Here is a 19537-nt window from a genome sequence, read left to right as displayed (position 1 = left end):
TAACTCTTGCTGCAGTGCCAGTAGTTCCACTCCCGGACCAGGAGCCACGATGACCCAGGACCCCGCAGCCATACGGATCGACACCAGCAAGCCGCACCCGGCGCGGATGTACGACTGGTTCCTGGGCGGCAAGGACAACTACCCCGTCGACGAGGAGATGGCCAGGCAGCTCCTGACCGTGGACGCCCGCGGCCGGGACATGGCGCGGGTCAACCGGGCCTTCATGCACCGTGCGATCCGCTGGCTGAGTGCCGACGGTGTACGCCAGTACCTGGACATCGGCACCGGCATCCCGACCGAGCCGAACCTGCACCAGATCGCGCAGGAGGCCGCGCCCGAGTCGCGGATCGTCTACTGCGACAACGACCCGATCGTGCTCGCGCACGCGGCCGCGCTGCTGCGCTCGACGCCCGAAGGGGCGACCGAGTACATCCAGGCGGACGCTCGTGACCCCGAGGTCATCCTGGAAAGGGCCGGAAAGGTCCTTGATTTCGATCAGCCCATAGCCCTGTCGATGCTCGCTCTGCTCCACTTCGTCGGGGACGAGGACGGGGCGTCCGACCTGGTCCGCAAGCTCGTCGACCAGCTGGCGCCGGGCAGCTACCTCGTGCTCTCGCACGTCACCGGGGACTTCGACCCGGAGGGTGCGGCGAAGGCCGTCGGCATGTACAAGGCCCGCGGGCTGACGCTGCGACCGCGTTCGCGCGACGAGCTGGCCGCCTTCTTCGACGGTATGGAACTCGTCGAGCCCGGGGTCACGCTCACCGCCGAGTGGCATCCGGAGCTGGGCGAGGTCGTCCCGGTCCAGGGCGACGACCCGATCCCGGGCTGGGCCGCCGTCGGCCGCAAGGTCTGACGGGGCCCGCTGTACGCGTCGGGGCCCGCCGTGCGAGATGGGGCCCGCTGTACGAGACCGAGCCCGCCGTACGTGCGAAGGCCCGCGGACCGGAAGGGTCCGCGGGCCTTCGCACGCCCATCGTGGGCCGCGCCCGTCCGTCGACGCAGCCCGCTCGGAGCCGCCGAAGCCCGCTCGGAGTCGCCCGGTCGCCTCGCCCCGTCAGCCGCGCGGCTTGACCAGCGTCACCAGGAACGACTTCGCCCTGCTCACATTGCCTGCCGCGTCGATCGTCCGGTACTCGACCGTGTGGGTGCCGTAGTCCGGCGTCGCGTCGTCCCACGGCACCGCCCGGCTGCGGCCAAGCTTTCCGTAGACGAGGCCGTCGACGACCGTGCCGGCCGGTGAGAAGCGGAACGGTGCCCCGGCGTCGGTCGGCCATCCGTAGTACGTGTACCAGCCGTCGCCGTCCACCTGGAACTGGCTCACCACGGCGCCCGGTTGATCGTCACGTGCCGTCAGCCTCATCGTGAACTCGCCGTCGTAGACATACTCGACCGGACGGCCGGGCCGGTTCACCGTGCGCAGGGGTTCGGACAGTTCGTACGTCGCCGTCGCCGGGCGGGCGTCCACCGTCCACCTCAACTCGGCGTCCGTGCCCGGGATCCCGGCCGTCAGCGTGTGGGTGCCGGGCGACAGACGCAGAGAACGCAGGTCCAGATCACGGTCGTTGCCCGGGTTCGCGACCTGCCGGCCGTCGAGGCGCCACCGGACGGGAGGCGTCCGGCGGGTCGGGTGCGTGGTGTCGGCGTGGACCACCGAGCGGGCGCCGACCGGGGACGTCGTCGGCGTGTGGCCGGTGAAGGCCGGGGCGACATTCCCCTCCGGGGTGGTCAGGGAGCGGTCGACCGTCCAGCTCACCGTTCGGGTCAGCGCTGTCGAGCCGCGTACCGCCGGGTCGCGTACGAAGGGTGTCGGGTCGCTGACCGTCGCCGTCAGGGTGTGGGCTCCGGGAGAGAGGGAGAGCGAACGCAGGTCGACCGTACGGGCGTTGCGGGTGGGGAGCGTCCGGCCGTCCAGTCGCCACACCACGTCGAGCTCCCCGCCGAGCGGATGCAGGGTGTCGACCCACACCGTCCGATCGGCCCCGATCGGACGTGAGTTGCCCGTGTGTCCCTGGACGAGGTTCACCTTCGCCGAGATCGCCTTCACCATGACCTCGCGCTCGACCTGGTCGAAGGCGTAACCGAGCGTCTTCATGATCGAGTGCCTGCTCGGCCGCCACACGCCCTTCGTGCTGTACAGCCCGCCTTCGTGCCGGCCGATGACACCGCCCGCCTCGCTCGGCTCGCCCAGCCAGCGCCACCACTTGGCGCGCTGCTCTCGCATCCGCTCCTCGGTCAGCAGGGTGTGGTGCGCCGACGAGGGCTCGGTCCCCTCGTAGGTGCCGCCGGCGACGCCGCGCGCGTAGTAGTCGTACTCGTCCTGGAGTCCGCCCAGGGAGTGGCCGATCTCGTGCGGGGTGATCAGCGAGGAGAGCGCGTTCCCGCCGGACGCCGTTGCGTAGCTGCCGCCCGCACCCCCGTAGGTGTCGCTGTTCGCGAGGGCGACGATCTGGCGGTTGGCGGGGCTCGTGCCGGGGACGAGACCGGCGAACGCGGCCGCCTTCGCGCTGTCGACGGTCAGCAGCCGCTGCACGCTGTCCGGATCGCAGCCGCCCCAGAAGCCCATGTCGAGCGGAGTGTCGCGCCGGGGCGCGTCGAGCCCCGGATCGCAGTCGACCCCGGACTCCTGCGAAGGTACCTCCACCGCCCAGACGTTGACGTACGAGCGATAGGAGGCGAACGGCTCGATGCTCCACAACACGCTCAGGTGGGTGTCGACGTCCGCCCGGAACTCGGCCGACTCCTCGGCGGTGTAGCCGTCGCCCATGACCACCAGGTTGAACCGTCTGTCGGCGGGGCCGGTGAGCTGGACGGGGACGACGTTCGCCGCGGCGAGGGCGGTGTCGGTGGGCGCGGCGGACTCGGCGACCGCCGGTCCGGTGCCCACCAGTCCGGCGGTCAGCAGACAGCTCGCGACGAGACGGACCGTCGCCCTTCGAAAGCGCGTGCCAGGTTCCATGGGGCGCGAGCGTAGGCCGCGCCCCCTGTGGCGTAAAGATGTTCGCCGGACAGTCGTCCGGACGCCGGATCAGCGTCGCAGGTACGCCAGCTCCGCGTGCTCGGCGGTGTAGCCGTCGACGAGCCGGCGCGCCACCGACACCGAGTCGACCAGGGGGTGCAGGGCGAACGCCTTCACCGCCGTGGCCCGTGATCCGCTCGCCGCCGCCGCGAGCACCTCGCGCTCGACCGCCTTGACCGCCGTGACCAGGCCCACCGCGTGGTACGGCAGGGGCGCCACGGAGACCGGATGGGCGCCGGCCGCGTCCACGAAGCATGGCACCTCGATCACCGCGTCCGCGTCGAGGACCGAAAGGGTCGTGCCGTTACGGACGTTGAGGATGAGCGTGGCCCGTTCGTTGCGCGCGATCGCCCGCATCAGCGCCAGGGCCACCTTCTCGTACCCGCCCGACTCCAGGTCCTCCTCGTCCCGCTCGCCGATTCCCGCCGCCTCCCGGTTGGCGGCCATGTAGGTCGCCTCGCGGTCGGCGAGCGTGCGGTGCCAGGTGGCCAGCGGAGGCGTGTCGGGCTTGCCCATCTCCGTGTAGAAACCGGCCTGTTGGTCGCGGAGATAGGCGCCCCGCGTCCGTTCGGCCTGCTGGTAGGCGCGCACGGCCTCACGGTTGAAGTAGTAATAGTGGAGGTACTCGTTGGGGATCGCGCCCAGCGCGCGCAGCCACTCCGGGCCGAAGAGCCGTCCCTCCTCGAAGGAGCCGAGGGCCTCCTCGTCCGCGAGCAGCCGGGGCAGCTCGTCCCGTCCGCCGACCCGCAGACCCCGCAGCCAGCCGAGGTGGTTGAGACCCACGTAGTCGATCCAGGCCTCGGCCGGGTCCGCGCCCAGGATCCGGGCCACCCGGCGGCCGAGCCCGACGGGGGAGTCACAGATGCCGACGACCCGGTCGCCGAGGATCCGGGACATCGCCTCCGTCACCAGGCCGGCGGGGTTGGTGAAGTTGATGACCCAGGCGCCCGGGGCGAGTACGGAGATCCGCCGGGCGATGTGCTCCGCGACCGGCACGGTCCGCAGCCCGTACGCGACACCGCCCGCGCCGACCGTCTCCTGACCGAGGACCCCTTCGGCGAGGGCGATCCGCTCGTCGGCCGCCCGGCCCTCCAGGCCGCCGACCCGGATCGCCGAGAAGACGAAGTCCGCCCCCCGCAGCGCCTCGTCCAGATCCTTCGTCGCCGTCACCTCCGGTGCGTCCGGCACACCAGCCGCCTGCTCGGCGAGGACCCGGGCGATCGCCGAGAGCCGACCGCCGTCGAGATCGTGGAGCGTCACACGGGTGACCCGCCCCTCGGCGTGGTCGCCGAGCAGCGCGCCGTACACCAGGGGGACCCGGAATCCGCCGCCTCCGAGAATCGTCAGTTTCATGGTCGTACGCTACTGCGATGCACGTATTGAGCAGCCGGATTCTGCTCCGGCCGTCCGACCCCGAGGCCTCCCGGCGCTTCTACGGAGAGCTGCTCGGGCTCCCGGTGTACCGCGAGTTCGGCACCGGACCCGACCGGGGCACCGTCTACTTCCTCGGCGGCGGCTTCCTGGAGATCTCCGGGCGCGCCGCCCCGACCGAGCCCCAGCCACGGCTGCGGCTCTGGCTCCAGACGGCGGATGTGCGGGCGGCGCACCGGGAGCTCGTGGACCGGGGCGTCGAGATCCGGCGCGAGCCGCTGACCGAGCCCTGGGGACTGGTCGAGATGTGGATCGCGGACCCCGACGGCGTGGAGATCGTCGTCGTCGAGGTCCCCGAGGACCATCCACTGCGCTACCGCCCCTGAGCGGCGCGCCGGATCACCCCACGTCCAGGGCGTTGCGCAGACCGAGCCGGTACCGCAGCCGGTCGTGCCGCTTGAGCGCCTCCATCTCGGGCGCGCGGAACAGGGGCTCCACCGTGCAGCGCGCCGCCGTCGAACCCGTACGGTCGAGCAGCGCGTTGACGGCCTGCCGGGCCGAGGCGTTGGCCCCCTCCATGGTCGCCAGGTCGATGTCGACGGCCACGTAGTCGCCGGCCAGATAGAAGTTCGGCACCCTCGTGGCGGCCTGCGGACGGTTGTGGAAGGTGCCGACGGGGTGGATGAGGAGCTGGTCGTCGTTGGTCGGGTTCGGCGTGCCCAGACCGTCCACGCCCGGGTCCAGGAACCACGAGTGCAGGGCGCCGTCCTTCAGCACCGTACGGCCCGTGTCGTTGAACGCGGCCTTGAGCTGCGCCCACACCTCCCGCGCGACTTCCGTAGGGGTGCACTGCTTGGCGGTCCTGCCGTACAGGACGCCGGGCACGTCCCACTCCGAGACGTCCACCGACAGACAGTCCACGACCGAGCCGTCGCCGTAGTCCGTGGGGAAGTCACGGGTCGGCCAGTGCTGTGCCTGCTGGATGCAGGTCAGGGACCAGGGGGAGTCGATCAGGTTGGCGTGCCCGGCGAGCAGCGGCGCACGCTCGGTCAGATAGAACTGGATGCCCGTCATCCAGTCCGTCTCCAGTCTGTCGCACCGGGCCAGTTGCGGATCGGCCGCCCGCAGCGCGGCGCCCCAGGTCCGCCGGGCGTGCTCCACCGGCATGGCGGAGACGTAGTGGTCGGCCGTCACCGAACGCCGCTCGCCGTCCGGGTCCTCGATCACGGCGGCGGAGATCCTGCCGCCCTCGGAGTCGTACGCCATCTCCCGTACGGTCCAGCCGACGCGGAACTCCACGCCGAGGCCGGTCAGATGAGTGACCCACGGGTCGATCCAGGCCTCGTTGGTGGGCAGGTCGAGAATCCGGTCGAGGGGGCCGTCCGCGCCGCGCCCGAGGGCGTTGAAGGCGAAGGCCTCAAGCAGTGTGGCGACCGTACGGGTACTGGCCTCCTCCGCCTTGGTGGCCACGATGTTGCGGGTGAGCCCGACGGCGAGGATCCGCTGGTAGTCGTAGCTCATCCGGTCGGCCCGCAGGAAGTCCCACCAGGGGGTGGCCTCCCAGGTTCCGTTCCGCCGCTCGTCGCAGCTGGTGAGGAAGACCAGGAAGCGGTTGACGAAGTAGGCGGCTTCGTGGAGCGGGATGGACCGGGCGGTGTCCAGGAGCGCGGTCAGGGCCCGGCGGATCTCGTCGAGGGTCAGCTCGGCGGGCCGGTGACCGGGCCAGGGGAGCGGGATACGGAGGTCCTCGCGGCCGGTGCGGGAGAAGGACATCTCGGCCGGAGCGACGAGGTTGTCCCAGACGCCGTTGGCGTTTCCGGGGAAGGGGATGCGCCGCATCGTGTCCGGGAGGTTGTGGTAGATCCCGGGGATGAAACGGAAACCGTGCTCGGCGGGGAGCGGCCGCCGTCCGCCGCGCGCGCTCTCGGGCACGTCCATCGAGCGGGCCTTGCCGCCGAGCGCCCGGCGCTCGTAGACGGTGACGCGGAAGCCGCGTTCGGCCAGTTCGTGGGCGGCGGTCAGCCCGGCGACGCCGCCGCCGAGTACCGCGACGGACGGCGGTGCGGCCGGATGGGACACGGGCACGGCTGCCGCCCGGGCCGGTGCGGCACCGACGGTGGCCGTGGCGGTGGCCGCGGTGACGGCGGCGGCCGTGGTCACGAAGGTGCGTCGCGAGGTACCCGTACGGTTCATGCCCCAGCCCCTTTGGCTTACCGGCGGTAACGGTCACGTCCGGCGCAGGAGCATAAGGGCCTCCCCCTGCTCCCGGAAGCATCGTGCGGGCCACACCACGCACATGGCGCGATCCCGCCCCTCCAAGCGCGCGACAATGACGTCATGTCCCGACGCACCACCCGCCCCAAGCGGCGCCCCGCCACGCCCTCCGCTCCCTCCGCGCCCGCCGTCACCGCGGGTTCGCCGTGCCCCTGCGGCCTGCCCGCGGCGTACGGCGAGTGCTGCGGACGCTTCCACTCCGGGCCCGCCACCGCGCCGACCGCCGAGCTGCTGATGCGTTCCCGCTACAGCGCCTTCGTCGTGCGCGACGCCGGGTATCTGCTGCGGACCTGGGCCCCGGAGACCCGCCCCGGTGAGGTCGACTTCGACCCCTCGATGCGCTGGGCGGGGCTGGAGATCCGTGACACCGCCGACGGCACGGCCTTCCACCAGTCCGGGACGGTCACCTTCGTCGCCCGCTACACCCACGGCGTCGAGGCAGCCGGCTCGCTCCATGAACGCAGCCGCTTCCGGCGCCACGAAGGCGCCTGGGTGTACGTGGACGGCGACTTCATCGACGAGCCCTGAAACGGGCCGCCGGACCGCTGGACCGCCGGACTGTCGGCTCGCGTACCGCCGGACTGCCGGACTGCCGGACTGCCGGCTCGCGTACCGCCGGACTGCTGGGCTCGCGTAGCGCCGGGTCGCGTACCGCCGGACCGCCGGGCCGCCGAACCGCCGGGCTGCGGACCGCCGGACCGCCGGCTCGCGTACCGCCGGACGGTCCGAGCGTCCGGCTGCGGCCCCTGGGTCTCAGGACGTGACGCCCACCGGCTCCCGGTCGCGTCGCGGCAGGCCCTGGGCCAGGTCCTCCGCGATCAGCTTCTTCGTGATCGCGTCCGTCGCGGCCCTGAGTTCCGGGCCGCTCGGCCGCCCGGTCTCCCGCTCGACCTGGTCGCTGAGCCAGTCCCCCCAGGCGTGGGTGATGACCTCTGCCTCCCGCCGCCCCGCCGGGGTGTGGGAGAGGAGCGAGCCGTCCCGGGTCAGGAACCCTTCGTCGACCAGGCGGTCGAAGACCGGCAGCAGGACCTCCGGCGGGACCCGCCGTCCGGCGGAGATCAGGCCGAGACTGGCGTGGCCGACCGTACGGGTGAAGAGCTCCACCTGCATCACCGCCCACGCGCCCGCCGTGTCGAGCCGGGTGTCCGAGCCGGAGACGATCCGTCGCGCGGTCGCCAGATCCGTCTTCTGCAGGATCCTTCCGACGGTGAGTTCGAGCAGCTTCGCCGAGTCGCCCGACGTGGTCGGAGACCCGAAGCCCTCGCCCATGTCGGGCGCCGAGGCGCGGGCCGTGTCCCGGAGCGCGACCTGTTTGAGGAAGAGCGCCACGACGAAGCCGATCGCCGCGACCGGCACGGTCCAGAGGAAGACCGTGTGCAGGGTGTCCGCGTATGCCTGGACGATCGGCGCCGCCACGTCTTCCGGCAGCCCGTGCACCCCGTCCGGGCTCTGTGAGGCCGCCGCGATCGCGGCCGGGTCCATGGCCGGCCCGGCGATCGCGGCCGCCTCCTCGACCCCCTGGGCCAGGTTGGGCTTCAGCGAGTTGGCGTAGATCGTGCCGAAGACCGCCGTGCCGAAGGAGCTGCCGAGCGTACGGAAGAAGGTGACGCCCGAGGTGGCGGTGCCGAGGTCGGCGTAGTCCACCGTGTTCTGCACGGCGATGGTCAGTACCTGCATGCACAGACCGATGCCGGTGCCCAGCACGAACATGTACAGGGACTCCAGCCAGGCGCTGGTCCCGGTGTCCATCAGGGACAGGAGGAAGAGGCCGACGCCCATCACCGCACAGCCCACGATGGGGAAGATCCGGTACGTGCCCGTCTTGCTGACCACGTTGCCGCTGTAGATCGAGGCGATCAGCAGGCCGACGACCATCGGCAGCGTCCGGATGCCGGAGACGGTGGCCGAGTCCCCGTCCACGTACTGCAGATAGGACGGCAGGAAGGTCATCGAGCCGAGCATGGCGAAGCCGACGACGAAGCTCAGGACGGAGCAGACGGTGAACACCGGGTTGGCGAACAGCCGCATGGGCAGCATCGGTTCGGCGGCCCGGGTCTCCACCCAGCAGAACAGGGCGAGCGAGATCAGGCCGCCCACGAAGAGTCCGATGATGACGGGGGAGCCCCACGCGTACTCGTTCCCGCCCCAACTGGTGGCCAGGATCAGGGTACTGGAGCCGATCGCGACCAGCGCGATGCCCGTGTAGTCGATGACCGGCCTGCTCGCGGAGCGCACGGAGGGGATCGTGCGGGCAGCGGCGATCACGACCAGGATCGCGATCGGGACGTTGACGTAGAACGCCCAGCGCCAGGTCAGGTGGTCGGTGAAGAGCCCGCCGAGCAGCGGGCCGACGACGGTGGAGACGCCGAAGACCGCGCCGATCGCGCCCTGGTACTTCCCTCGGTCACGCAGCGGGATCACATCGGCGATGAGCGCCATGGAGGTGACCATCAGACCGCCGGCGCCGATGCCCTGCAGCCCCCGCCAGACGATCAGCAGGGTCATGTTGGTGGCGAGTCCGCAGAGGAACGAGCCGGTGATGAAGACGATCGCCGAGATCTGGAAGATCACCTTACGGCCGAACAGGTCACCGAACTTGCCGACCAGGACGGTGGCGACCGTCTCGGCCAGGAGGTACGAGGTGACCACCCAGGACATGTGGGCGGCGCCGCCGAGGTCCGAGACGATGGTGGGCAGGGCGGTGCCGACGATCGTCTGGTCGAGCGCGGCCAGCAGGACGCCGAGCATGATGGTGCCGAAGACGATGTTGCGGCGACGGCTGTCGAGCACGGGCGGCTCGACGGCCGGGGGCGCGGGGGCGGCGTCGCTGGTGGTCGTCACCCTCGCAGCCTCACACCGGGTGACGCGGCCCGCATGCGGGGGACGTCCGAACCGGTGCGGCGCCGGGTCCACGCCCCGAACGGGCTAGGTCGTGTCGTCGAAGTCCCGGCTGCCCGGCGGCGTCTGGCACGCACGCTCGCCGCGTTGTCGGTCGTCGGCGCAGCCCGCTGCGCTCTCCTCCCTCCGCCTTGCGATCGCACGCTCCCCCAAGCTCTCGGCTGCGCTCGAGCAGGGGGGACCCCCGTGACGCCGCCGGGCCCGCCCTTCGGGCGGACGACGCTACTTCGACGACCCTCCCTAAGGGGTGACCGGAAGCAGCGGGTGGTGCTTGGCCAGGATCTTGTTCGCCCGGGCGAGCGTGGACAGCGCGTGCTCCCGGTCCGCCCGGTCCTCCGCGCAGAGCGGCCCCCGGAAGCGCAGCACCTCGCGCGCCGCGCAGTCGGCGTCGACCTCCGCCTGCAGGACGTGCAGCGGCAGACAGGAACCGATCATGGCGGCCACACGGTCGGGGATCGGGACGGGTACGAGGGGCGAGGGCGAGGTGATCACGGGCCAGTCCTTGTGGGTACGGATGTCGGGGGCGGGGTCTCCCTCTCCATACGTACAGGATGGCGTTCCGGGTTCGGAGACGGGGATGTCTCCGTGAGGCAACGGCGTGTCCTCCGCTCGGCGAGGTGTGCGGACGGTCCCGGCCCGGCACCGGTACCCGCCCCACCGTGTCTCCCGGTGTTCCCGCAGGTGCGCGCGGCGGGGGAGGATCTTCCTTCTGAAACGACCTTCCGTATCGCTCGGTTGTGCACCGAACGTGGACTCGGGCCCGTGTGTGTGAGTGTGAAGCATCTCACTCCCGGCAGAGCGGACGGTCGTATGTGTGTCTCGTGTGGAGCCGGTGCGCGAGGGCGGTTGAAATCCGGTTACGGCCAAGTAAGTTGACTTGCCGGTAAGGCATCGGGCCCCGCACACTCCCGGCCCGCTCGCCGCGAACAGTGGCCATCTCATGGGCGTACGCAGGGACTTGAGGCAGGCCGGGAAGCACCCCGATCTGCGCGCCCGGTTCCCCGTCGAGCTCGTGCGCGGAGGACGGGGTCGTACGCGAGGACGGGGTCGTACGCGAGGCGCGCACGCCTCTCCCGGCCGGGCCTCCGCCAGGTTCCCGCGCTGCTCGCCGACGTCGCGGCGGAGATCGAGGCGCTGGACCGCTGACCGCTATGCCAGCACCTCGGAGAGGTCGTACGAGACCGGCTCCTCCAGCTGTGCGTACCCGCACGATTCCGGCGCGCGGTCCGGGCGCCACCGCTTGAACTGGGCGGTGTGCCGGAACCGGTCGCCCTCCATGTGGTCGTACCCCACCTCGCAGACCCGTTCCGGGCGCAGGGCCACCCAGGAGAGGTCCTTCTTGCCCGACCAGCGGCTCGGCGCGCCCGGGAGCCGTGCCCCCGCGTGTGCCGCCTCCTCCGCCCAGGCCGCCCAGGGGTGTCCGTCGGGCGGGTCCATCCGCAGCGGTTCCAGCTCGGTGATCAGCTCCTCGCGGCGTTTGGCGGTGAAGGCCGCGCAGACCCCGACGTGCTGGAGGGTGCCGCCGTCGTCGTACAGGCCGAGCAGCAGTGAGCCGACCACCGGCCCGCTCTTGTGGAAGCGGTAACCGGCCACGACCACGTCGGCCGTGCGTTCGTGCTTGACCTTGTACATCAGCCGGGCGTCCGGCCGGTACGGCAGGTCCAGCGGCTTGGCGATCACCCCGTCGAGGCCCGCCCCCTCGTACTGCTCGAACCAGCGCGCCGCCAGCTCCGGGTCCGTCGTCGCGGGCGCCAGATGCACCGGGGCGTCGATGCCGTGCAGCGCCTCCTCCAGTGCGGCCCGCCGGTCGGTGAGGGGCGTGTCGAGCAGTGAGTCGTCGCCGAGGGCGAGCAGGTCGAAGGCGATGAACCGGGCGGGAGTCTTCTCGGCCAGCATCCGCACACGGGAGTCGGCGGGGTGGATGCGCTCGGTGAGCCGGTCGAAGTCGAGCCGCCCGTCGTGCTCGATCACGATCTCGCCGTCGACCACGCACCGCTGCGGGAGCCGGGGGAGCAGGGCCTCGACGAGTTCCGGGAAGTAGCGGGTCAGCGGCTTCCCCGTGCGGCTGCCGATCACCAGCTCCGGGCCGTCGCGGTGCACGATGGCCCGGAAGCCGTCCCATTTCGCCTCGTACTGCATGCCCGGCGGAATTTTCTTCACGGCCTTGGCCAGCATCGGCTTCACGGGCGGCATCACCGGCAGATCCATGAGCCGATTGTCCGGTATGCGGGGAATGAGGGCGAGCTCTACGCTGACTCGCATGGCGACCAAGGCGGCAGCGGTGGAGCTGGAAGTCGGAGAGCGGACGGTACGCGTCTCCCATCCGGACAAGGTGTACTTCCCCGAACACGGCTACACCAAGCTCGACATGGTCAGCTACTACCTGGCCGTCGGCGACGGCATCACCCGCGCGCTGCGGAACCGGCCCACGACCCTGGAGCGTTACCCCGACGGGGTGACCGGCGAGTCCTTCTTCCAGAAGCGCGCTCCCAAGTACCTTCCGGAGTGGATCCCGACCGCCCACATCACCTTCCCCAGTGGCCGGTCCGCCGACGAGATGTGCCCGACCGAGCCTGCGGCCGTGATCTGGGCCGCCAACCTCGGCGCCATGACCTTCCACCCGTGGCCGGTACAGCGCGAGGACACCGACCACCCCGACGAACTGCGCATCGACCTCGACCCCCAGCCCGGTACCGACTACGCCGACGCCGTACGGGCCGCCCACGAACTGCGCGCCGTCCTGGACGAGCACGGGCTGCGCGGCTGGCCCAAGACCTCGGGCGGGCGCGGGCTGCACGTCTTCGTGCCGATCGAGCCGCAGTGGACCTTCACCCAGGTCCGCCGCGCCGCCATCGCCGTCGGCCGCGAGCTGGAGCGCCGGATGCCGGACCGGGTGACGATCAAGTGGTGGAAGGAGGAGCGCGGCGAGCGGATCTTCGTCGACTACAACCAGACCGCCCGCGACCGCACGATCGCCTCCGCCTACTCCGTACGCCCCCGCCCGCACGCCCCGGTCTCCGCACCGCTGAACTGGGACGAGATCGACGACGCGACACCGCGGGACTTCGACATCAGGACGATGCCGGCCCGGTACGCGGCGGTGGGCGACGTCCACGCCGACATGGACGACCACCGGTTCAGCCTGGAGAGCCTGCTCGAGCTGGCCCGCCGCGACGAGGCGGAGCACGGACTCGGCGACCTGCCGTACCCGCCGGAGTACCCGAAGATGCCGGGCGAACCGAAGCGGGTCCAGCCGAGCAGGGCGAAGAAGACGGACTGAGGAAGACCCACCGGCAAACCTGGCCCCGAGCGGTCCCGAGCCGGCCTCGAGCGGTCCCGAGCCGGCCCCGAGCGGCCCCGAGCCGGCCTCGAGCGGCCCGGAGAGGCCCTCTGACGGCCCTCGGCGCGGATCTCCGTACCCGCGCACGGGTGATCACGACTGGGCGGACGGCCCTGTTCCGCCGCGGGGCGACCCCGACCCCGCCCACCTGACCGCGCGCGGGCCCCATGGCCGGGGGAGACTCGGAGACGTCACCCACTCCCCGGGAGCTCCGAAGGAGCAGCGCCATGCTCACCACGCGCTACGTCAGCGGATCGCTGAACTGGATCGACCTCGGCACTCCGGACATCGATCGGGCGGCCGCCTTCTACCAGGGCGTCTTCGGCTGGGACTTCGTCTCCGCGGGGCCGGAGGCGGGTGGGTACGGGATGTTCCGCTCCGACGGCAGGACGGTCGCCGCCGGTATGCAGGTCGAGCCCGGGCAGGGCGGCCCGCCCGCCTGGACCGTGTACTTCCGGTCGGCGGACGCGGAGGCGACCGCCAAGGCGGTCCGGGCGGGCGGCGGAACGGTGCTGTTCGAGCCCATGGACGTCTTCGAGTTCGGCCGTATGGCCGTCTTCACCGACCCCGCGGGCGCGGGCTTCGCGACCTGGCAGCCCGGTACGTTCCAGGGCCTCGACCTCGTCGACGGGCCGAACTCCATGACCTGGGCCGAGCTCCACACCCCGGACGTGGACGCGGCCGTCGCCTTCTACCACTCCGTCTTCGGCCTGGAGAGCGCCGCGATGCCGATGCCGGAGGACACCGGCGCGTACCTCACGCTGTACCCGGCGGGCCTGGGGGAGGAGGGGATGTTCGGTGGCGTCGTCCCTCTGGACCTCGACCCCGTAGAGGCGGAGGGCGGCCCGGCCTGGCTGGTCTACTTCGAGGTCCCGGACACCGACGCGGCGGTGGCGGCGGCCGAGCGCCTCGGCGGCACCGTGCGACTCGCCCCGATGGAGCTGGAGGGCGTCGGCCGCATGGCGAAGCTCGCCGACCCGTTCGGCGCACGTTTCGCGGTGATCACGAGCGCCCCGCTCGAAGAGGCGGCGTGAAGCGGCGAGGCAGCGTGAGGCGCCGAGACGCCGGAAGCGGTCGAGCCGGCCGGAAGCGGCGTGGAAGTCTGCCCGGCGCGCCGCATTGATCGAACGTTGATGGACCGTTTACGGCCGAACGGCAGCGTATCGGCCATGCAGACCGACACCACCGTGATGACCGCCCCGGCCGCCCCCGACATGTCCTGGCAGGAGAACGCGCTGTGCGCCCAGGCCGGGCCCGAGTTCTTCTTCCCCGCCCCCGGCTCCTCGACCCGCGAGGCGAAGCAGCTGTGCGGGGCGTGCGAGGGCCGGGTGGCGTGCCTCCAGTACGCGCTGGAGCACGACGAACGGTTCGGGGTGTGGGGCGGCCTCTCGGAGAAGGAGCGGGGGCGGCTGAAGCACACGGAAGGCGCCCGCCGTCACCTGCGTCCCTGATCGGGACGCGGGTACCGGCGAGCGCCTGGGAGCGGGCGGGCCTCGCACGGGGCTGAGGGCCGAGAATGCCTGAGGGCCGAGAAGGCCCGGGGGCGGGTCGTGCCCACCCGGGGCGGGGCGGGTCAGCCCGCCGCGCGGGCCGCCATGCGCGCCTTGCGCGCCGCCAGCTTCTCGTCGAACTTCGAGGCCTCGCTGTCCAGGCCGTTCATGTAGAGCCCCAGCTCCTCCTGGGCCTTCAGGCCCTCCGGGCCGAGACCCTCGATCTGGAGCACCTTGAGGAAGCGCAGCACCGGCTGCAGCACGTCGTCGTGGTGGATGCGCATGTTGTAGATCTCGCCGATCGCCATCTGCGCCGCCGCCCGCTCGAACCCGGGCATGCCGTGTCCCGGCATCCGGAAGTTCACGACGACGTCCCGCACGGCCTGCATCGTCAGGTCGGGGGCGAGCTCGAAGGCCGCGCCCAGGAGGTTGCGGTAGAAGACCATGTGCAGGTTCTCGTCGGTGGCGATGCGCGCCAGCATCCGGTCGCAGACCGGGTCGCCCGACTGGTGGCCGGTGTTCCGGTGCGAGATGCGGGTCGCGAGCTCCTGGAAGGCGACGTACGCGACGGAGTGCAGCATCGAGTGCCGGTTGTCGGACTCGAAGCCCTCGCTCATGTGCGCCATCCGGAACTGCTCCAGCTTGTCCGGGTCCACGGCGCGCGAGGCCAACAGATAGTCGCGCATCACGATGCCGTGGCGGCCCTCCTCCGCGGTCCAGCGGTGCACCCAGGTGCCCCACGCGCCGTCCCGCCCGAAGAGGGTGGCGATCTCGTGGTGGTAGCTGGGCAGGTTGTCCTCGGTGAGCAGGTTCACCACGAGGGCGATCTTGCCGACCTCGGTCACCTTGGACTGGGACGGGTCCCAGGCCTCGCCGTCCTCGAAGAAGCCCGGGAAGTTCCGGCCGTCGGACCAGGGGACGTACTCGTGCGGCATCCAGTCCTTGGTGACCTTGAGGTGCCGGTTGAGCTCCGTCTCCACCACCTCTTCCAGCGCGTAGAGCAGCCGCGCGTCGGTCCACCCTGTCGAGCTGCCGAGGTGGGGAGAGGTGAGCGTCACGGGAACTCCTGGGGACGGAGAGAGGGCATACGGGATTACCTACGGATTCGTAGGTTACGAGACCGTAGGTTAAGGCCCCGTAAGGCCTCGGCCAAGCCCGAACGGGCGATGTCCGGTTACGTTGCGTTATGTGCGCTGCTGGTGGCGGTGCACGGAGAGGCAGGTCACGGTCCCGGGCATGCCGAACGTGGCGTGATCACGGCTACTGAGAGCAGGCGGCCGGCCGCCGCGGCGTGCGCCGCGAAGGCCGGCGCGCCGTGCGCCGCGACCGCCCCTCGCGGACGTCACCGAACCGCCTGGGCGACCTCCTCCGGGCTCGTCGGCCGCAGCTCGCCGTCGAGGACCAGCCAGCGGGTGATCCCCAGCGACTCCAGGAACGGAACGTCGTGGCTCGCGACGACCAACGCCCCTTCGTACGCCTCCAGCGCGGCCGTCAGCTTCCGCACCGAGGCCATGTCCAGGTTGTTGGTCGGCTCGTCCAGCATCAGCAACTGCGGGGCCGGCTCTGCGAGCAGCAGCGCAGCCAGGGTCGCGCGGAAGCGCTCCCCACCCGACAGCGTCCCGGTCGGCCGGTCCGCCCGCGCGCCCTTGAACAGGAACCGCGCGAGCCGCGCCCTGACGGTGTTCGCCGTCGCCTCGGGCGCGAACCGGGCCACGTTGTCCACCACGCTCAGCCCGTCGTCGAGGACGTCGAGCCGCTGTGGCAGGAACCGGAGCGGCACATGGGTCTCGACTGTGCCGGCGACCGGCTCCAGCTCTCCGGCGATCGTCCGCAGCAGGGTCGACTTGCCGGCGCCGTTCCGCCCGACGAGCGCGACCCGCTCCGGTCCACGCAGCTCGAACTCGCCGTCGACCCGGGCGCCGTACCGCAGTTCCAGCTCGCTCAGTCGCAACACCTCGCGGCCGGGATGGACCTTGGTGCGCGGCAGCTCGATCCTGATCTCGTCGTCGTCCCGTACCGCCTCCTCCGCCAGGTCGAGCCGCTCCCGCGCCTCCGCCAGCCGCTCGGTGTGCAGGGCGCGGTGCTTGCCCGCCGACACCTGGGCGGCGGCCCTGCGGTTGTTGGCGACGATCTTCGGTACGACCTTGTTCTCGAAGCTCTTCTGGCCGTATCGCCTGCGCCGAGCCAACTTCATCTGAGCGTCCGAGAGTTCGCGCTTCTGACGCTGGACGTCGGCCTCGGCGACCCGCACCATCCGCTCCGCCGCCTCCTGTTCGGCCGCGAGCGCCTCCTCGTAGGCGGAGTAGGTGCCGCCGTACCAGGTCACCTCGCCCTCGCGCAGATCGGCGATCTGGTCGACACGCTCCAGGAGTTGACGGTCGTGACTCACCACGACCAGCACGCCCGACCAGGCGTCCACCGCCTCGTAGAGCCGGGCGCGGGCATGCAGATCGAGGTTGTTGGTCGGCTCGTCCAGCAGCAGGATGTCCGGCCGGGCGAGCAGCAGCGCCGCGAGCCGCAGCAGGACCGACTCGCCGCCGGACACCTCGCCGATGGTCCGGTCGAGACCGATGTGCCCGAGCCCCAGCTGGTCGAGGGTGGCGCGGGCCCGTTCCTCCACGTCCCAGTCGTCGCCGACCGCCGCGAAGTGCTCCTCCGCCACGTCGCCCGCCTCGATGGCGTGCAGCGCGGCACGGGTCGCCGCGATCCCGAGGGCCTCGTCGACCCGCAACGCGGTGTCGAGGACGAGGTTCTGCGGGAGGTAGCCGACCTCGCCGACCGTACGGATCGTGCCCTCGGCGGGGGTCAGCTCACCCGCGAAGAGCTTGAGGAGCGTCGACTTGCCGGAGCCGTTCAGGCCGACCAGTCCGGTGCGGCCGGGGCCGACCGCGAGCCGGAAGTCGTCCAGGACCTGGGTGCCGTCCGGCCAGGAGAACGAGACGGAGGAGCAGGTGAGGAAAGTGGGATGGGTCGCCATGGGGCCTCCCTGTTGCATGAGCGTGGGCTGGGGGCAACGGGTGAGACACCGGGGCGCGGGCAGGCGGGAACGCTCGTACGCCGAGGGCGAAGACGGCACACGCGGCGCTGCGTGAAGCAGCTCAGGGCACGCGCGGCACGGTGTCTCGCATCCTCAGACGAGCAACGGCCTTCTCCGATCGGGCGACAACAGGGCCAGTCAGGACGGTACGCCTGGGGCCGAGTGGCGGCAATCGAATTGTTCGGGCGGGGCGGACGCGCGCGGCGGGGCGGTCGGGGCCGGCGTGATGCCCGCGCGGCGGGGCGGTCAGTCGTCCAGGAGCTGTGCCAGATCCTGGTCCCAGTCCAGGTACTGATGCTCGCGCCCCGCCGGTACCAGATGCTGCGAGCGCTTCAGGAAGTGCCGCAGCTCGGACGTGCGGACATGCACCACGGCCACGCCCTCGGGCGCGTGGAACTCGACGACGGTGCGGTCGTAGCCGTACGGACGCACCCGGACGTCCCCGAGCCCGGCCGGCCCGTCCACGCCCTCGGCGAGCAGCTCGCGCGCGAAGGCCCACGACACCTCGACGCCTTCCAGCGTCGCGGGCGGCGGGAAGGCCATGCTCACCGCGAAGGGATCCTCGCGGTCGTACCGCAACGTGGCGGGGACGGTTTCCATCCGGGGAGCGGATGCGACCAGACGGGCCTGAACGGCCTGCTCGATGACGGTGGACAAGGCCAGCTCCTGTCGCGCGGCTTCGGTTCCTGACGTCTCCCTGACGCAAGGAAAGACGAACGACGGGGCCGGAACGTGCACTGGAGGGTCACGTGACCTGTGTCACCGCCGCATGGCCCACGAGGCGCTCTGGACGGGGTCCACGGGGTGGGCTAGCTTCCGGCGCCATGACGTCCAAGGGGAAGACGAGACGAATGGTGTCGGCGGGACTGAGCGCGGCGGCCCTCGCGCTGGCGCTGACGGCCCCCGCGCACGGCACGCCGCGGTCCGCACCGGACGCGGAGGCTCCGTTCGAGGCGCACGGTGCCGGCTGGCAGCTGACGGAGACCGGCACCGACGCCCGCTTCCGCGGGCTCGCGGCCGTCGACCGCAGGACCGCCTGGGCCGCGGGCTCGAAGGGGACGGTGCTGCGCACCACGGACGGCGGCCGGAGCTGGCGGAACGTCTCGCCGCCCGGCGCGGGGGAGCTGGAACTCCGCGACGTGGAGGCCTTCGACGCCCGGCGCGCCGTGGTCCTCGCGATCGGGGAGGGCGAGGCGTCACGGGTCCTGCGCACCGACGACGGCGGCGCGACCTGGACGGAGTCCTTCCGCAACACCGACCCGCGGGCCTTCTACGACTGCATCACGTTCTTCGACCACCGGCACGGACTCGCCATGAGCGACCCCGTGGACGGGAAGTACCGCATCCTCTCCACGCGGGACGGCGGCCGGTCCTGGGCGGTGCTGCCGGACGCGGGGATGCCGGCCGCGCTGCCCGCTGAGGCCGGATTCGCGGCGAGCGGGCAGTGCCTGGTCTCCTCCGGGCCGAGGGACGTCTGGCTGGCGACCGGCGGCGGGGCGACCGCACGCGTGCTGCACTCCCGCGACCGGGGGCTGAACTGGACCGTCACCGAGACGACCGTCCCGGCGGGCGACCCGGCGCGGGGCGTCTTCGGGCTCGCCTTCCGCGACCGTACGCACGGGCTCGCGGTCGGCGGCGACTACCGCAAGGACCAGCCGTCGCCGCAGGCGGCCGCGGTCACCGGGGACGGCGGACGCCGGTGGAGCGCCGCCACGGCCCCGCCGCCCGCGTACCGCTCGGGTGTGGCCTGGCTCCCGCACTCCTCCTCGGCCGCTCTCGCGGTCGGCCCGACCGGGACGGACCTGACGACCGACGGCGGCCACACCTGGCGGACCGTCGACACCGGCTCGTACGACACGGTCGACTGCACGCGGGACGGCGCGTGCTGGGCCTCCGGCGAGCAGGGGCGCATCGCCCACCTCGGCAGGCGCTAGCGGGGGCTGGGGCGTGTCGTCAAAGTCCCGTCTGCCCGGCGCTACTTTGACGACACTCCCTAGTGTTCTGAGTCTGGAATTCTGTTTAGATGTAGGCTTTCGGTATGGCGATGGGGCGGCCGAAGGCCGAGTTGGTGCTGACCGATGAGGAGCGGGCCGCGCTCGAGGGCTGGG

The 19537-nt window shown here is 71.7% G+C and carries 16 protein-coding genes; 7 read left to right on the top strand and 9 right to left on the bottom strand.

The genetic code is table 11. The features are described 5' to 3' along the window. The first annotated feature begins 49 nt into the window (after positions 1-49). A complete protein-coding gene (locus ACFUJR_RS14530) occupies positions 50-856 on the top strand; it encodes an SAM-dependent methyltransferase (RefSeq protein WP_383166470.1) in 807 nt (268 codons plus the stop codon). A gap of 201 nt (positions 857-1057) precedes the next feature. Here ACFUJR_RS14530 and ACFUJR_RS14525 read toward each other — a convergent pair whose 3' ends face one another. Together ACFUJR_RS14525 and ACFUJR_RS14520 are read right to left on the bottom strand one after the other, a co-directional pair. Beyond that, positions 1058-2959 carry a M64 family metallopeptidase gene (locus tag ACFUJR_RS14525; protein ID WP_383179687.1) on the bottom strand — a complete coding sequence of 634 codons (1902 nt, stop codon included), beginning with the start codon at positions 2957-2959 and terminating at the stop codon, positions 1058-1060. A gap of 69 nt (positions 2960-3028) precedes the next feature. Further along, entirely contained in the window at positions 3029-4372 is a 1344-nt protein-coding gene (locus tag ACFUJR_RS14520; RefSeq protein WP_383179684.1) for a 6-phospho-beta-glucosidase, read from the bottom strand. Positions 4373-4389: 17 nt separating this feature from the next. Here ACFUJR_RS14520 and ACFUJR_RS14515 point away from each other — a divergent pair, with 17 nt between their 5' ends. Further along, on the top strand, positions 4390-4776 hold the full coding sequence (locus ACFUJR_RS14515) for a VOC family protein (RefSeq protein ID WP_383179681.1): 387 nt from the start codon (positions 4390-4392) through the stop codon (positions 4774-4776). Between the two features lie 13 nt (positions 4777-4789). Here the strand turns inward: ACFUJR_RS14515 and ACFUJR_RS14510 are convergent, their stop codons facing one another. After that, entirely contained in the window at positions 4790-6583 is a 1794-nt protein-coding gene (locus tag ACFUJR_RS14510) for an FAD-dependent oxidoreductase (RefSeq protein WP_383179678.1), read from the bottom strand. 144 nt (positions 6584-6727) lie between these two features. On the opposite strand from ACFUJR_RS14510, the gene ACFUJR_RS14505 reads away from it, so the two are divergent. Beyond that, positions 6728-7192, top strand: coding sequence for a YchJ family protein (locus ACFUJR_RS14505; protein WP_383179675.1), 465 nt, complete (start codon positions 6728-6730; stop codon positions 7190-7192). Positions 7193-7417: 225 nt separating this feature from the next. Here the strand turns inward: ACFUJR_RS14505 and ACFUJR_RS14500 are convergent, their stop codons facing one another. The 3 genes from ACFUJR_RS14500 to ACFUJR_RS14490 all read right to left on the bottom strand — a co-directional run bounded on the left by ACFUJR_RS14500 (position 7418) and on the right by ACFUJR_RS14490 (position 11770). Further along, positions 7418-9412, bottom strand: a complete 1995-nt coding sequence (locus ACFUJR_RS14500; RefSeq protein ID WP_383179690.1) for an MDR family MFS transporter — start codon at positions 9410-9412, stop codon at positions 7418-7420. 390 nt (positions 9413-9802) lie between these two features. Next, the gene (locus ACFUJR_RS14495; protein WP_383179343.1) at positions 9803-9997 is read right to left on the bottom strand and encodes a hypothetical protein; all 195 of its coding nucleotides are present in this window, start codon (positions 9995-9997) and stop codon (positions 9803-9805) included. Between the two features lie 714 nt (positions 9998-10711). Then, positions 10712-11770, bottom strand: coding sequence for an ATP-dependent DNA ligase (locus ACFUJR_RS14490; protein ID WP_383179324.1), 1059 nt, complete (start codon positions 11768-11770; stop codon positions 10712-10714). A 52-nt stretch (positions 11771-11822) separates the two neighbouring features. On the opposite strand from ACFUJR_RS14490, the gene ligD reads away from it, so the two are divergent. The 3 genes from ligD to ACFUJR_RS14475 all read left to right on the top strand — a co-directional run bounded on the left by ligD (position 11823) and on the right by ACFUJR_RS14475 (position 14353). Next, positions 11823-12842 carry a non-homologous end-joining DNA ligase gene (ligD, locus tag ACFUJR_RS14485; RefSeq protein ID WP_383179326.1) on the top strand — a complete coding sequence of 340 codons (1020 nt, stop codon included), beginning with the start codon at positions 11823-11825 and terminating at the stop codon, positions 12840-12842. A 287-nt stretch (positions 12843-13129) separates the two neighbouring features. Continuing rightward, positions 13130-13936, top strand: a complete 807-nt coding sequence (locus ACFUJR_RS14480) for a VOC family protein (protein ID WP_383179328.1) — start codon at positions 13130-13132, stop codon at positions 13934-13936. Positions 13937-14071: 135 nt separating this feature from the next. Beyond that, on the top strand, positions 14072-14353 hold the full coding sequence (locus tag ACFUJR_RS14475) for a WhiB family transcriptional regulator (protein WP_383179331.1): 282 nt from the start codon (positions 14072-14074) through the stop codon (positions 14351-14353). A gap of 122 nt (positions 14354-14475) precedes the next feature. On the opposite strand, the gene ACFUJR_RS14470 is transcribed toward ACFUJR_RS14475, so the two are convergent. The 3 genes from ACFUJR_RS14470 to ACFUJR_RS14460 all read right to left on the bottom strand — a co-directional run bounded on the left by ACFUJR_RS14470 (position 14476) and on the right by ACFUJR_RS14460 (position 18086). Further along, positions 14476-15450 (bottom strand): acyl-ACP desaturase, encoded by a 975-nt coding sequence (locus ACFUJR_RS14470; protein ID WP_383179334.1) that lies wholly within the window; start codon positions 15448-15450, stop codon positions 14476-14478. Between the two features lie 284 nt (positions 15451-15734). After that, positions 15735-17369, bottom strand: a complete 1635-nt coding sequence (locus ACFUJR_RS14465; protein WP_383179337.1) for an ABC-F family ATP-binding cassette domain-containing protein — start codon at positions 17367-17369, stop codon at positions 15735-15737. A 306-nt stretch (positions 17370-17675) separates the two neighbouring features. Beyond that, positions 17676-18086 (bottom strand): SsgA family sporulation/cell division regulator, encoded by a 411-nt coding sequence (locus tag ACFUJR_RS14460; protein ID WP_361666873.1) that lies wholly within the window; start codon positions 18084-18086, stop codon positions 17676-17678. A 167-nt stretch (positions 18087-18253) separates the two neighbouring features. Between ACFUJR_RS14460 and ACFUJR_RS14455 the strand changes: the two genes are divergently transcribed. Further along, the gene (locus ACFUJR_RS14455; protein WP_383179340.1) at positions 18254-19363 is read left to right on the top strand and encodes a WD40/YVTN/BNR-like repeat-containing protein; all 1110 of its coding nucleotides are present in this window, start codon (positions 18254-18256) and stop codon (positions 19361-19363) included. The last annotated feature ends 174 nt before the right edge of the window (positions 19364-19537 follow it).

This window comes from Streptomyces sp. NPDC057271 (assembly GCF_042668715.1).
Lineage (GTDB): Bacteria > Actinomycetota > Actinomycetes > Streptomycetales > Streptomycetaceae > Streptomyces.
Note: the sequence above shows the minus strand (reverse complement) of the source record. Positions and strands in the feature narration are given on the sequence as shown.

Coding starts and splice junctions, on each gene's coding strand:
- ACFUJR_RS14520 (WP_383179684.1), bottom strand. CDS start 4,372: ATGAAACTGACGATTCTCGGAGGCGGCGGATTCCGGGTCCCCCTGGTG.
- ACFUJR_RS14530 (WP_383166470.1), top strand. CDS start 50: ATGACCCAGGACCCCGCAGCCATACGGATCGACACCAGCAAGCCGCAC.
- ACFUJR_RS14515 (WP_383179681.1), top strand. CDS start 4,390: ATGCACGTATTGAGCAGCCGGATTCTGCTCCGGCCGTCCGACCCCGAG.
- ACFUJR_RS14525 (WP_383179687.1), bottom strand. CDS start 2,959: ATGGAACCTGGCACGCGCTTTCGAAGGGCGACGGTCCGTCTCGTCGCG.
- ACFUJR_RS14495 (WP_383179343.1), bottom strand. CDS start 9,997: ATGATCGGTTCCTGTCTGCCGCTGCACGTCCTGCAGGCGGAGGTCGAC.
- ACFUJR_RS14505 (WP_383179675.1), top strand. CDS start 6,728: ATGTCCCGACGCACCACCCGCCCCAAGCGGCGCCCCGCCACGCCCTCC.
- ligD (WP_383179326.1), top strand. CDS start 11,823: ATGGCGACCAAGGCGGCAGCGGTGGAGCTGGAAGTCGGAGAGCGGACG.
- ACFUJR_RS14475 (WP_383179331.1), top strand. CDS start 14,072: ATGCAGACCGACACCACCGTGATGACCGCCCCGGCCGCCCCCGACATG.
- ACFUJR_RS14455 (WP_383179340.1), top strand. CDS start 18,254: ATGACGTCCAAGGGGAAGACGAGACGAATGGTGTCGGCGGGACTGAGC.
- ACFUJR_RS14480 (WP_383179328.1), top strand. CDS start 13,130: ATGCTCACCACGCGCTACGTCAGCGGATCGCTGAACTGGATCGACCTC.
- ACFUJR_RS14500 (WP_383179690.1), bottom strand. CDS start 9,412: ATGCTCGGCGTCCTGCTGGCCGCGCTCGACCAGACGATCGTCGGCACC.
- ACFUJR_RS14490 (WP_383179324.1), bottom strand. CDS start 11,770: ATGGATCTGCCGGTGATGCCGCCCGTGAAGCCGATGCTGGCCAAGGCC.
- ACFUJR_RS14465 (WP_383179337.1), bottom strand. CDS start 17,369: ATGGCGACCCATCCCACTTTCCTCACCTGCTCCTCCGTCTCGTTCTCC.
- ACFUJR_RS14510 (WP_383179678.1), bottom strand. CDS start 6,583: ATGAACCGTACGGGTACCTCGCGACGCACCTTCGTGACCACGGCCGCC.